Source organism: Bradyrhizobium xenonodulans, from assembly GCF_027594865.1.
Lineage (GTDB): Bacteria > Pseudomonadota > Alphaproteobacteria > Rhizobiales > Xanthobacteraceae > Bradyrhizobium > Bradyrhizobium xenonodulans.
Genome location: NZ_CP089391.1, coordinates 718,860 through 731,825, shown reverse-complemented (window position 1 = coordinate 731,825; position 12,966 = coordinate 718,860). Strand labels below are relative to the sequence as shown.

Sequence of the window (12,966 nt, the reverse complement as noted above, 5' to 3'; positions counted from 1 at the left end):
TCTCCACAATCGAGAGTCCCCAAGAGGAGAAAGCCCTCACCCGACGCTTCGCGTCGACCTCTCCCGCAGGCGGGAGAGGTTAACCGAGAGAGCGGCGCGCTTTACGTCACGCCACCAGCGCAGCATCCTCGTCCGCGGAATCGATGCCGCGCTGCGCCGCCAAGAGGCTGATGATCTCGATATTCGGCCGGGCCTTGCTGAACAGAAAGCCTTGGCCTTCGTCGCAGCCTTCGGCCCGCAGGCAGCTCAGCTCGGCCTCGGTCTCGACGCCCTCGGCGGTGATGATGACGCCGAGGCCTTTGCCGAGGCTGACGATCGAACGGATGATCGCCTGCGCCTCGCGGTTGGCGCCGAGATCGCGCACGAAGGACTGGTCGATCTTGATCTTGTCGAACGGGAAGCTGCGCAAATAGCTGAGGCTGGAATAGCCGGTGCCGAAATCGTCCATCGAGATGCGCACCCCGAGCGCGCGCAGCGCATGCAGCGTCGCCAGCACCTGCGCGCTCTTCTCCAAGAGCAGCGTCTCGGTGATCTCGAGCTCGAGCCGCCGCGGCGGCAGGCCGGAATGCTTCAGCGCGTCCGTCACCACCGACAGCAGATTGCCGCTGCGGAACTGGAGCGGCGACAGATTGACGGCGACGCGGACGTCGTCCGGCCAGGTCACGGCATCCAGGCACGCCCGGCGCAGCATCAATCCGCCGAGCGGATTGATCAGGCCGGTCTCCTCGGCGACCGGAATGAACTCGGCCGGCGAGACCATGCCGCGCTCGGCATGCGGCCAGCGCACCAAAGCCTCGAAGCCGGTGATGCGGCCGCTCTGGAGGTCGATCAGCGGCTGATAATAGGGCCGCAGCACGTCGTTCTGAATCGCGTCGCGCAGCTCGACCTCGATCTTGCGGCGGCTTTGCGCTTTGGCATCGAGTGCGGCCTCGAAGAAGGCAAAGGTGCCGCGCGCATCCAGCTTGGCACGCGACAGCGCCATGTCGGCGCTCTTGAGCAGCTTCTCGGAATCATCGCCGTCGCCGGGCGCCATCGCGATGCCGATGGAGGCGCCGATCACCACGGAATGGCCGTCGAGCAGATAGGGATCGGCGATGGCCTCCAGCAGGCGCTTTGCCAGCATCACGGCGTCCTCGGGCCGCGTCAGGCCGCTCTGCACGACCGCGAACTCGTCCGAGTTCAGGCGCGCCAGCGCGTCTTCCTCGCGCAGCGTGGAGCGCAGCCGCTTGGCGACGCCGCGCAGCAGCTTGTCGCCGACGGCGTGGCCGAGCGTGTCGTTGACCGACTTGAAATTGTCCAGCCCCAGCATCAACAGCGCGACCTTGTCGGAGCTGCGCCTCGAGTGCAGCAGCATCTCGTCGACCTGCTGGCGCAGCAGATTGCGGTTGGGCAGGCCGGTGAGCCCGTCGTGCTGGGCCATGAAGGCGAGCCGCGCCTCGGCGCGCTTGCGCTCGGTGATGTCCATCAGCGCGAGCAGCACCGCCGGCCGCTCGGCATAGGTCAGCTCGCGCGAATAGATCGCAAGGTCGATCAGCGCGCCATCGGCCTTGACGTGCTTCCAGGTGCGCCCGGCCTGCTCCTCGCCCGAGCGATCGACGGCCCATGGCGGCTCGCTGTCGAAGGCCTGAAGGGAGCGGATCTTCAGCCGCTCGAACTCGGTGCGGCTGTAGCCGTAATGGGCGATCGCGGCATCGTTGACGCCGAGGATGCGCTCATCGTCGAGCGCGCAGACGATCATGGGCACGGGATTGCCGTCGAACAGCAGGCGGAACGAAGCCTCGCGCTGCTTCAACTCGGTGATGTCGACGCGCAGGCCGACGACGCCGCCGTCGTCGGTGCGGCGCTCCTCGATCAGGATGACGCGGCCGTCCGACAGCGTCTGCTCGTGGCGTGCGCCGGGCTCGTAGAGCTTCTTTAGCCGCTGGGCGATCCACTCGTCCTCGTGGCCGGCGGCTTCCGGATAGTCGCCGCGGGCAACGCCGACGCGCAGCGTATCTTCCAGGCGCGCGCCTTCCGCGAACAGATCGGCGGTCTTGCTGTAGATCTCGGCATATTGCTTGTTCCAGAGGACGTAGCGGCCCTCGGGATCGAGAATCACGATGCCTTGCGGCAGCATGTCGACGGCCTGCCGCAGCCGCTCATGCGATTTGCGCGCTTCAGCGATGGCCGCCTCGGCTTCCGCACGGCTCGAGACGAGCTGGTCGCGCTCGGTGGGCGGATGAGGCGCGCGCGCAAAGCGCGGCTTGCGCGGCTGTCGGCCGGCCCGGGCGAGCACGCTTCGCTTTCGCTTTGTTGTTTTTCGAGACCCCAAACTCAACTTCACTCGTCCTAGCCGCGCCCAGCGGTCGCAAGTTTTGGGGCAAGTGTCTGAAAAAAAAGTAATCTCGGGCGGCCTCGCCGGCCGCCGCCACGTCCCGCGGGGGCTATGGACCGGACCGGTTTGCCTGTTTGAGAGGCGCGGCAGCGTCACGGGACGCGCGAAACCTGTCGTGTCGCCGCAACCGGACACAGACCAGCAACAGACGTGGTGTAAATATACGCGCTATTCATGATTCAATTCCGAAAACGCATCAGCTTGCATGCAGGGGAAAAACGCCCCCGTTCCCGCGCACGAATTTTGGTCAATGCAGGATACGGTTATCGCACCCTTAAAAATGCGCCCGGCCGGCACAAAAACTCCGACTTTCGGACGAACCCTGACGGCGATTCGCGATAGGATCGTCAGCATGAGTCCCCGCCGCCTCGCCCCTCTCCTGCTCTTCATGACGCTCCTGGCCGCCGGCGGCGCGCTGGCCCAGGACAAGGGCAGCGTCACCCCAAAACCGCTGCCGCCGCTCGCCAATCCCAATGATCCCACCATTGGCGCCAGGGAGCTGTTCGCGCGAAAACTGCTGCCCTCGAAGGGGGCGGCGCATGTCATCGGCTCCTACACCAAGGGCTGCATCGGCGGCGCCATGCAGATGCCGCTCAACGGCGACAATTGGCAGGTGATGCGGCTGTCGCGCAACCGCAACTACGGCCATCCCGAGATGATCGCGCTGATCAAGCGCCTTGCCGCCCGGGCGCACAAGGACGCCGGCTGGCCCGGCATCCTGGTCGGCGACATCGGCCAGCCGCGCGGCGGGCCCGCCCTCTCCGGCCACGCCAGCCACCAGATCGGTCTCGATGCCGACATCTGGCTGACGCCGATGCCGGACCGTCGTTTGTCGCGCGAGGAGCGCGAGGAGATGTCGGCGGTGATGATGGTGCGGCAGGACCGGCTCGACATCGATCCGAAGGTGTTTTCGACAGGCCACGTGCTGGTGCTACGCGATGCGGCGCAGGAGCCGGGCGTGCAACGCATCTTCGTCAACGCCGCGATCAAGAAGGCGCTGTGCCGCGAGGCCAAGGGCGACCGTTCATGGCTGTCGAAGATCCGCCCCTGGTGGGGCCACGACTACCACTTCCACATCCGCATGCGCTGCCCGGCGGGCGCCGGCGACTGCGAGGGCCAGCCGTCGCAGCCCGAGGACGAGGGCTGCAAGCCCGCCGATCTCGCCTATTGGTTCTCCGACGCCGTGCTGCACCCAAAGCCGCCGCCGGAGCCGCCGAAGCCAAAACCGCCGATGACGCTGGCGCAGATGCCGGCGGCGTGCAAGGCGGTGCTGCATGCGGGCGATGCGAAGCCGTAACAAGTGCGTCAGCCAGCTGGCCCCTCTGCTCTGGAATGGGCTAGGATAGCCTTCGCCGCCGTGCCGTAAGCCCGCGGCATTCCGGGATGCGCATCCCGTTCTCCAACGAAGCCCGACCGCACGCCTCGCGCCGTTCGCGTGGCCAACGACGAGATTTGACATGCGCATCCTCACCTTCCTCGCTGGGCTCGTGCTCGGCGCGACGTCCGCTCTGGCTGCCGAAGAACCGAGCGGCTGCGATAAATTCAAATGGCCGATCGAACGCGAGCGCGCGGCGCTGACGGCGCCGGACCGCGCCAGGCTGGCATCGGGGAGCGAGCAGGCCGCGCTGCCGTCATCCGCCATCACGCTGGGACTGGTTGCGCCCGCGGAGGCAAAACTGCCGACGCCGCCGGAGCGGGCGCCGAAAGAGGGCAGCTTTGCCGGCTTCACCGGCATCAAGCCGCCGAAGGCCGGGCTCTACACGATCAGCCTCTCGGCCGGGGCCTGGGTGGACGTGGTCCAGGACGGCCATGTCCTCAAGCCCGTGGCCTTCAGCGGCGCCACCGATTGCGACGGCATCCGCAAAACCATGAAATACGAGCTGTCGGCGCAGCCCTTCGTGCTTCAGGTCAGCGGCGCCAGCGACAATTCGCTCTCGATTGCGATCCTGCCGGCGCAATAAGGGCGGCCTGGTTAGACAAACGGTCGCCTTTGCCCTAAAGCCTCGGCCTGCTATCTTCAAGGGTAGCGATAGCCCTGCCGGCCGTAAGCCGTCGCAAGGCCCCGTGGAACAGCGCTTCCGCCCGTCGCGACCTGACCCACCAACGCCCGATTTGCGCGTGCTTCTTGCGCGCGATCTCGCACGGAGCGCATCCATGATTCGTATCGCCGGACTTTTCACCGCTTTCTTGATCCTCGCGGGCGCGAGCCTCTCGCCTGCCAGCGCCGAGGACAAGACCATCACCGTGTTTGCCGCGGCGTCGATGAAGAATGCGCTAGACGAGGTCGATGCCGCTTATACCGCCAAGACCGGCGTCAAGTTCAGCGTCAGCTACGCCGCAAGCTCGGTGCTGGCCAAGCAGATCGAGCAGCGTGCACCGGCCGATGTGTTCGTCTCCGCCGACACCGACTGGATGGACTACGCGATCTCCAAGAAGACCATCAACGAGCCTTCCAGAGTCAATCTGCTCGGCAACAGCATCGTGCTGATCGCGCCGAAGGAGTCCAAGATCGACAATGTCACGATCGCGCAGGGCTTCGACCTCGCCAAGCTCGCGGGCGACGGCAGGATCGCGACCGGCGACGTCAAGTCCGTGCCGGTCGGCAAATACGCCAAGGCCGCGCTGGAGAAGCTGGGCGCATGGCAGGCCGCCGAGCCGAAATTCGCCATGGCCGAGAGCGTGCGCGCCGCGCTGACGCTGGTCGCCCGTGGCGAGGCCAATCTCGGCATCGTCTATTCGACCGATGCCAAGGTCGAGCCCGGCGTCAAGATCGTCGGCACCTTCCCGGCGGACTCGCATCCCGCGATCATCTATCCCGTCGCCGCGACCACGACCGCAAGACCCGAGACGAATGACTATCTCGCCTTCCTGCGTTCGACCGCCGCCAAGACCATTCTGGAAAAATACGGCTTCAAATTCCTGGTCAGCCCGACAACATGATTTCGCAACCCGATTTCGCAACCTGATTTTTCGTGCTCGACATCTCTCCCGCCGAATGGACGGCGATCCTGCTCTCGCTCAGGGTCGCCGTCATTGCCACGCTGGTCGCAACGCCGTTCGGCATTGCGCTGGCATGGCTGCTCGCGCGGCGTGATTTCTGGGGCAAGTCGGTGCTCGACGCGCTGGTGCATCTGCCGCTGGTGCTGCCGCCGGTCGTCACCGGTTATCTGCTGCTGCTCACCTTCGGTCGCCGCGGCCTGGTCGGCGGATTTCTCGCCGAGCATCTCGGCATCGTCTTCGCCTTCCGCTGGACCGGTGCTGCGCTCGCCTGCGGCGTGATGGCGTTTCCGCTCTTAGTACGGCCGATGCGGCTGTCGATCGAGGCGATCGACCGCCGGCTCGAGCAGGCCGCCGAGACGCTCGGCGCGGCCCCGTGGAAAGTGTTCTTCACGGTGACGCTGCCGCTGGCGTTGCCCGGCGTGCTCGCCGGCATGGTGCTCGGCTTTGCCAAGGCGATCGGCGAGTTCGGCGCCACCATCACCTTCGTCTCCAACATTCCCGGCGAGACCCAGACGATCTCGTCCGCGATCTATTCGCTGATCCAGACGCCGGACGGCGACGCCGCCGCGGGCCGGCTCGTGATCGTCTCTGTCGTGCTCGCGCTGGGCGCATTGATCGCCGCCGAATGGTTCGCCCGCCGCGCCACGCAGCGCCTGCACGGGAACTGACCATGCTGCGCGTCGACATCGAAAAGCAGCTCGGCGAGTTCTCGCTGTCCGCGTCCTTCGCCAGCGAGGGCCGCGTCATCGGCCTGTTCGGCGCATCCGGCGCCGGCAAGAGCTCGCTGGTCAATATGATCGCAGGCCTGCTGCGGCCCGACCGCGGCACCATCGCGATCGACGGCGAGACGGTCGACGACACCGCCGCGGGCATCCACGTGCCGGCCTGGCGCCGCCGCATCGGTTATGTGTTCCAGGACGCGCGGCTGTTTCCGCATCTCAACGTCGCGCAGAACCTCGACTATGGACGGCGCATGAACGGCCTTGCGCCCGATCCGGCCCAGCACAAGCGCATCATCGACCTGCTCGACATCGGCGCCCTGCTCGGCCGCCGCCCCGGAAAACTCTCCGGCGGGGAGCGCCAGCGCGTCGCGCTCGGCCGCGCACTGCTGTCGAAGCCGCGTTTGCTGCTGCTCGACGAGCCGCTCGGCGCGCTCGACGAGGGCCGCAAGCTCGAGATTTTGCCGTATCTGGTCCGGCTGCGCGACGAGGCCAATGTCCCGATGGTCTATGTCAGCCACGACGCCGCCGAGCTGCGCCAGCTCGCGACGCAGATCGTGATGCTGAAGCAGGGTCGGGTGACGTCGCTCGGCGGCGTGAAGGTGCTGACGTAGCTCACATGGCTCGGATGAAACCGAACGGGGCTACGAACTTCCGCCTCACCACTGCTGTCATGCCCCGGCTTGACCGGGGCATCCAGGGCGGATTCAACCGCTCGTCGCAACACCCTGAACAAGGAGGTTGCGATGGAGAGCCGTGCGCGAGCAAGTCGTCCTCAAGAGGCCCGACGAGAGGATTGTAGACGGTTCTGGGCTGCGATTGCCTCGGGGCGATCGAGCGAAGATGCTGCGGTTGAGGCCGGGGTATCGCCTTCGGTTGGAGTGCGCTGGTTCCGGAGGGCGGGCGGCATGCCGCCAACACATTTGTCACCGTCGTCAAGGCTTCCATCGGAGCGCTATCTCTCGTTCGCCGAGCGCGAGGAGATCGCCATCTTGCGTGTGCAGGGTCATGGGGTGCGAGCCATCGCTCGTCAGCTTGATCGAGCTCCCTGCACGATCTCTCGTGAACTCCGTCGTAATGTGGCGCGCCGCCACGGCGCCCCACAGTACCGAGCAACCACGGCACAATGGCACGCTGATCGATCCGCCCGACGGCCCAAGCCGGCGAAGTTGGCGATCAATCCGCCCCTGCGGGATTACGTGCAGGACAGGCTTGCCGGTATGATCGCCAAGCCGGACGGGGAGCTCCTGGCTGGCCCGAAGGTCGTGTGGAAGGGACGCCGGGCTGTGCATCGGCAAAACCGGCGCTGGGCCAGGGCATGGAGCCCGGAACAGATTTCTCGGCGACTTCGGCTGGACTTTCCCGAGGATGAGACGATGCGCATCAGTCACGAGGCGATCTATCAGGCACTTTATGTGCAGGGTCGAGGAGCTTTGCGCCGCGAACTGACGGCCTGCTTGCGCACCGGGCGGGTGTTGCGGATGCCGAGGGCGCGCGTCCGCAAAGGCAGAAGCTTCATTCCTTCCGAGATCATGATCAGTCAACGTCCGGCGGAAGCCGCCGATCGAGCTGTGCCGGGCCACTGGGAAGGTGATCTCATTATGGGTCTTGGAAGTTCCGCGATCGGCACCTTGGTGGAGCGCACGACCCGCTTTACCATTCTGCTGCATCTGCCGCGTATCACAGGCCATGAACAGGAAGCTCGCGTGAAGAACGGACCTGCACTCGCCGGACATGGCGCTGAGGCAGTGCGCGACGCCATCACCCGCGCAATCGTCAGCATGCCCGAACAGCTGCGTCGATCGCTGACCTGGGATCAAGGAGCTGAACTGGCTCAGCATGCACGCCTGAGGATCGATGCAGGCCTGCAGGTCTACTTCTGTGACCCTCATAGCCCATGGCAGCGCGGCACCAACGAGAACACAAATGGGTTGCTGCGCCAGTACTTTCCAAAAGGGACCGATCTTAGCCTGCACAACTCTGGTGATCTCGAGGCCGTGGCTCTCGCACTCAACACCAGGCCCAGGAAAACCCTCGGCTGGAAAACACCGGCCGAAACTCTCGACCAATTGCTACAAGTGAACGATACACAGGGTGTTGCGACGAGCGGTTGAATCCGCCCAGTACGCCGCGGCCTCTCGGTTCAAATCACAACCGCCTCTGGAATACTGGATTGCCCGCCTTCTGTTTAGACCGGACAGATCACTGACGGGTGTTCGGAGACATAGCTGACACATCACAATGGGCTGGATTGGTCGATTTGGGAGGCCGTCCATGCCCTGGAACGAGGTGTCGGTAATGGATCAGCGACGCGAGTTTGTGCGGCTTGCCTTACAGGAAGGAGCGAACCGGCGAGAGTTGTGCCGGCGGTTCGGAATCAGCCCTGACGTGGGCTATAAATGGTTGCGGCGTTGGCAGGCTGGCGACCATGATCTGGCGGATCAGCCGCGTCGTCCGAAGAGCATGCCCAGGCGCAGCGAGCCTGCGGTGGAGGCGCAAATCCTGGCTGTGCGGGACAAGCATCCAGCCTGGGGGGCGCGCAAGATTGCCCATTGCCTGAAGCGCGACGGCCAGGCTGTGCCTGTGCCTTCGACGGTCCATCAGATCCTGTGCCGGAATGAGCGGATCAAGCCGAGCGAGAAGGCTTCGCCAAGCCCTTCAGACCACCGGTTCGAGAAGGATGCGCCCAATCAGCTTTGGCAGATGGACTTCAAGGGTCACATGCCGCTTGCCGACGGGAGGCGTTGCCATCCGCTCACCATGGTCGATGACCACTCGCGCTATGCCCTGTGTCTGAAGGCATGCGCCAACGAGCGGCGCCCAGACGTGCAGAAACACCTGACCGACACTTTTCGACGCTATGGGATGCCAGAGGCCTTTTACCTCGACAATGGATCTCCCTGGGGCGACACGTCCGGCGCTCGCTGGACCTCGCTGAAGGTATGGCTGCTCAAGCTCGGCGTCAGGGTGATCCACGCCAGGCCACGCCATCCTCAGGGCCGAGGCAAGAACGAACGCTTCCATCGCAGCTTGAAAGCGGAAGTGTTCGCTCTGCACACGTTCCGCACCCTGGCGGAAGTTCAGCGCGCCCTCGACAACTGGCGCACGATCTACAATCTGGAGCGGCCACATGAAAGCCTCGGCATGGGTATCCCCGCCGATCGCTACCGGCCGAGTTCTCGCGCCATGCCCGATCGTGTGCCGAAGGTGCAATACGACGCCGGGGAGATCGTTCGCACCGCCTCCTCGACCCGGAGCTACATCGCCTTCAAAGGGCAGATGTGGAAAGTCCCTCAAGCCTTCTGCGGCGAGCAGTTGGCCATCAGGCAGCTCGACCGCGACGGTCGCTACGGAATCTTCTTCGCCAGCTGGCAGGTCGCATCAATCGACTTGACCAATGGCCAACCTGTCAGTGATGTGTCCGAACAGGTGTCAGCTATGTCCCCGGTCTGAACACTTCGCGGGCAATGACACCGCGATTTTGGCGAACGCGGTACCCGCTCGTGACAGCTACACGCCCGCCACCGACGTCCACAAATCCGCAAGCTTCTTCCGCAGCGCTTGCCGGCGCGTCAGCGGCGCCGGCGTCTCGTCGTCTTCCGGCAGGCGGAGGCCGACGACGTTGACGCGGCCGCCGGAGATCGAGCGTGCGACCAGCACGATCTCGTCGAGCGCGAGCTCGGCGCCTTCCTTCGGCGCGCGGTCGAGATGGACGTCGAAATAGTCGGCCAGCGTCAGCTTGCTGTCGTCTTCACCGACCTTCACGCCGTAGATGTCGGCGAGCTCGGCGAGCGTGTGCTCGCCGGACACCATGAAGTCGCCGAGCAGATGCGGATCCGGCGCCGAGCTCAGTTGCATGTCGACGAAGAAGCGGTCGAGCGCCTCGGCCTTTTCCGGCGGCGCCAGCAGATAGATGTAGTCGCCCGGCGCGACCGGATCGGCCTCCGCCGGTGTCAAAATGTTCTCGTTGCGGATCACCAGCGTCGGCTTGGACCAGGACGGGATCAGGCCGCGGCGGAAATACAGGCTCTTCGGCCGCACCGGATAGCCGACGAGCTGCTGCTCGAGCTGGCCGGGCAGATCCAGCTCGACCCGGCGCGGACCGCGCTCGGCGCGCGGCAGCGCCACGTGCAGCTTGCGCGCGGCCGGCGCCAGCGTCCAGCCTTGCAGCAACAGCGAGATGATGACGACGACGAAGGCGACGTCGAAATAGAGATAGGCCTTCGACAGTCCGACCAGCATCGGGATCGACGCCAGGAAGATCGCGACGGCACCGCGCAGGCCCGTCCAGGCGATGAAAATCTTTTCGCGCCAGTTGAAGCGGAACGGCGCCAGGCACACGAACACCGCGATCGGCCGCGCGATCAGCATCAGGACGAACGCGACGGCGACGGCCGGCAGCACGCTTGAACCCAGCCGGCTCGGCGAGACCAGCAGGCCGAGCAGCACGAACATCACGATCTGCGCCAGCCAGGTCGCGGCATCGAGGAACGCGACCACCGAATTATGCGCGCGCGTCGGCCGGTTGCCGATGATGATGCCGGCGAGATAGACGGCGAGGAAGCCGGAGGCGTGCATGATCTGCGAGCCGCCGAAGATCACGAGCGCGCCCGTTGTCACGAACGGTGCATGCAGGCCCTGCGGCAGCGCGACCTGGTTGAGTGCGACGACGACGAGACGTCCCCCGATCACGCCGACGGCGGCGCCCAGAACCGCCTCCTGGATGAACTCCATCACCACATGGCCGGGCGAGCTCGATCCCAGCGAGATGTATTCGACCAGCATCAGGGTGAGGAAGATCGCGAAAGGATCGTTGGTGCCGGATTCGGCCTCCAGCGTCGCGCCGACGCGCGGGCGCAGGCGCAGGCCCTGGGTGTGCACCAGCAGGAACACCGCGGCGGCGTCGGTCGAGGCCACGACGGCACCGACCAGCAACGACTCCGTCCAGTTGAGGTCGAGCGCGTATTTGGCGAACGGCGCCGTGATCAGCGCGGTCAGCAGCACGCCCACGGTTGCGAGCAACACGGATGGCGCCAGCACGGTGCGGATGCTGGCAAAGCGCGTCTTCAGACCGCCGTCGAACAGGATCAAGGCGAGCGCCACCGAGCCGACCAGATAGGTAGTGCGCACGTCGTCGAACTGGAGCTGCCCGGGACCGGAATCGCCCGCGAGCATGCCGATGACAAGAAAGACGAGCAGCAAGGGCGCGCCGAAGCGCAGTGCAAGCAGGCTCGACAGGATGCCGGCCATGACGAGGACGGCGCCGAGCAATATGGCGAGGCTGACAGAGTCGAGGGAAGCCATCCACCTTCCGGGTACAAATCGCTGGAATTGCATCCTTATCGTCGGCGGACTCCCGCGCCAACCCATTTTCTCCCGCGCGCGGCAATCTGCCCGTATTTTGCGGCCTTAACGCGCTTCACTTCGCGGTGTATCGATGGCCGAGCCGCGCCCTTTGTGGGATTCTGCGGCTTCCTCGAATCAAATCATTCCCGACGAGACTTCCCCGATGGACCTCAAAGACTTGATGGAGTTCGTGCAGGCCACCGCACGCAGCGTCGGGGCGGAAATCTCCTCACCCTGGTTCTACCTGCAATTCGGCCTCATCCTGGCCGCGGCCGGCATCGCCTATGCCGCGGAAGCCGGGGTCCGCAACCGCATCGACATGACGTCGCTGGCAATGCGCTGGCCGCTGCCGCTCCGGCACTTCGCCCGGGTGATGGTCTCCAGCGCCTCGACGGCGGTGTTCACCCTGCTCGTGATCCTCTCCCGCGTGGTGATGTACCACGCGACCTGGCCGAGCCGCAGCTATCTGCTGATGGTCGCCGCCAAGCTCGGGCTGGCATGGCTGGTGATCCGGCTCGTGACCTCGGTGCTGCGCAACGCCTTCATCGTCAAGCTGGTGTCGATCACGGCGTGGTTCGTCGCAGCCCTCTCCATCCTCGGCCAGCTCGATGCGACGGTCGATCTGCTCGATTCCTTCGCCATCGTGCTCGGTGGTCTCCGGCTGACCCCGCTCCTGGTGCTCAAGGCCGGCGCATTGCTGCTCATCGCGCTCTGGCTCACCAACATCGCGAGCAATTTCGCCGAAAGCCGGATCAACGCCACCACCGATCTGACGCCGTCGGTGCAGGTGCTGCTGGTGAAGATCATCCGCATCGGCCTGCTTGCGGTCGCCATCGTGATCGCGCTCGGCGCCGTCGGCATCGACCTCTCCGCGCTCGCGGTGTTCTCCGGCGCGGTCGGCGTCGGCATTGGTATCGGCCTCCAGAAGATCGTCGCCAATTTCATCTCGGGGATCATCCTGCTCGCCGACAAATCGGTGAAGCCGGGCGACCTCGTCACCATCGGCGACAATACCGGGCGCATCAGCGCGATGAAGACGCGCTATATTTCCGTCGCCGCCGGCGACGGCCGCGAATTCCTGGTGCCGAACGAGGATCTGGTGACGCAGAAGGTCGTCAACTGGACCTATACCGACAAGAACACGCTGGTGAAGATCGCCTTCGGCACCAACTACGACGCCGACCCCAGGCTGGTCACCAAGCTCGCCGCCGAGACAGCCGCCGCCCATCCCCGCGCGACGAAGGGCAAGCCGCCCAACAGCATTTTGACCGAGTTCGCCGAGGCCGGCATGAAGTTCTCGCTGACCTTCTGGATCGCGGACCCCGACGGCATGGACAACGTCAAGAGCGACGTCATGCTGGCGCTGTGGGACGCTTTCAAGCGCGAGGGTATCCGGGTTCCCTATCCCGTCCGCGAAATCCGCATCCGCGGCGGGGCTTTGCCGGTGGAAACCGCCGTAGAAGTCCCGAATTAGGCCCTGTTTCGGGCGCAGTCAGCACGCTCGGCTTGCATGAAGGCCCGCGATCA

At 65.3% G+C, this 12,966-nt stretch carries 10 protein-coding genes; 8 read left to right on the top strand and 2 right to left on the bottom strand.

What is annotated here, in order from left to right; translation table 11 throughout:
• Window positions 1-106: 106 nt before the first annotated feature.
• Window positions 107-2,275 (bottom strand): putative bifunctional diguanylate cyclase/phosphodiesterase, encoded by a 2,169-nt coding sequence (locus I3J27_RS03490; protein WP_270165232.1) that lies wholly within the window; start codon window positions 2,273-2,275, stop codon window positions 107-109.
• 451 nt (window positions 2,276-2,726) lie between these two features.
• Here I3J27_RS03490 and mepA point away from each other — a divergent pair, with 451 nt between their 5' ends.
• The 7 genes from mepA (at window position 2,727) to I3J27_RS03455 (ending at window position 9,546) form a co-directional block, all read left to right on the top strand.
• Window positions 2,727-3,671: a penicillin-insensitive murein endopeptidase gene (gene mepA / locus I3J27_RS03485; protein WP_270165230.1), complete on the top strand. Its 945-nt coding sequence runs from the start codon at window positions 2,727-2,729 to the stop codon at window positions 3,669-3,671.
• 160 nt (window positions 3,672-3,831) lie between these two features.
• Window positions 3,832-4,335, top strand: coding sequence for a hypothetical protein (locus I3J27_RS03480; RefSeq protein ID WP_270165229.1), 504 nt, complete (start codon window positions 3,832-3,834; stop codon window positions 4,333-4,335).
• A 193-nt stretch (window positions 4,336-4,528) separates the two neighbouring features.
• Entirely contained in the window at window positions 4,529-5,314 is a 786-nt protein-coding gene (modA, locus tag I3J27_RS03475; protein WP_270165226.1) for a molybdate ABC transporter substrate-binding protein, read from the top strand.
• 32 nt (window positions 5,315-5,346) lie between these two features.
• Window positions 5,347-6,042, top strand: coding sequence for a molybdate ABC transporter permease subunit (gene modB, locus I3J27_RS03470; RefSeq protein ID WP_270165224.1), 696 nt, complete (start codon window positions 5,347-5,349; stop codon window positions 6,040-6,042).
• A 2-nt stretch (window positions 6,043-6,044) separates the two neighbouring features.
• Entirely contained in the window at window positions 6,045-6,707 is a 663-nt protein-coding gene (gene modC, locus I3J27_RS03465) for a molybdenum ABC transporter ATP-binding protein (protein ID WP_270165222.1), read from the top strand.
• A gap of 132 nt (window positions 6,708-6,839) precedes the next feature.
• Window positions 6,840-8,207, top strand: coding sequence for an IS30 family transposase (locus I3J27_RS03460; RefSeq protein WP_270160737.1), 1,368 nt, complete (start codon window positions 6,840-6,842; stop codon window positions 8,205-8,207).
• Window positions 8,208-8,367: 160 nt separating this feature from the next.
• A complete protein-coding gene (locus tag I3J27_RS03455; protein WP_270162740.1) occupies window positions 8,368-9,546 on the top strand; it encodes an IS481 family transposase in 1,179 nt (392 codons plus the stop codon).
• 57 nt (window positions 9,547-9,603) lie between these two features.
• Here the strand turns inward: I3J27_RS03455 and I3J27_RS03450 are convergent, their stop codons facing one another.
• A complete protein-coding gene (locus I3J27_RS03450) occupies window positions 9,604-11,397 on the bottom strand; it encodes a potassium/proton antiporter (RefSeq protein ID WP_270165220.1) in 1,794 nt (597 codons plus the stop codon).
• Between the two features lie 205 nt (window positions 11,398-11,602).
• Here I3J27_RS03450 and I3J27_RS03445 point away from each other — a divergent pair, with 205 nt between their 5' ends.
• Window positions 11,603-12,913 (top strand): mechanosensitive ion channel family protein, encoded by a 1,311-nt coding sequence (locus tag I3J27_RS03445; protein WP_270165218.1) that lies wholly within the window; start codon window positions 11,603-11,605, stop codon window positions 12,911-12,913.
• Window positions 12,914-12,966 lie beyond the last annotated feature (53 nt).

Bases quoted from the DNA above. Each gene is read 5' to 3' on its own strand.
- I3J27_RS03480 (WP_270165229.1), top strand. From the start codon at position 3,832: ATGCGCATCCTCACCTTCCTCGCTGGGCTCGTGCTCGGCGCGACGTCC.
- I3J27_RS03450 (WP_270165220.1), bottom strand. From the start codon at position 11,397: ATGGCTTCCCTCGACTCTGTCAGCCTCGCCATATTGCTCGGCGCCGTC.
- modC (WP_270165222.1), top strand. From the start codon at position 6,045: ATGCTGCGCGTCGACATCGAAAAGCAGCTCGGCGAGTTCTCGCTGTCC.
- I3J27_RS03455 (WP_270162740.1), top strand. From the start codon at position 8,368: ATGCCCTGGAACGAGGTGTCGGTAATGGATCAGCGACGCGAGTTTGTG.
- I3J27_RS03445 (WP_270165218.1), top strand. From the start codon at position 11,603: ATGGACCTCAAAGACTTGATGGAGTTCGTGCAGGCCACCGCACGCAGC.
- modA (WP_270165226.1), top strand. From the start codon at position 4,529: ATGATTCGTATCGCCGGACTTTTCACCGCTTTCTTGATCCTCGCGGGC.
- mepA (WP_270165230.1), top strand. From the start codon at position 2,727: ATGAGTCCCCGCCGCCTCGCCCCTCTCCTGCTCTTCATGACGCTCCTG.
- I3J27_RS03460 (WP_270160737.1), top strand. From the start codon at position 6,840: ATGGAGAGCCGTGCGCGAGCAAGTCGTCCTCAAGAGGCCCGACGAGAG.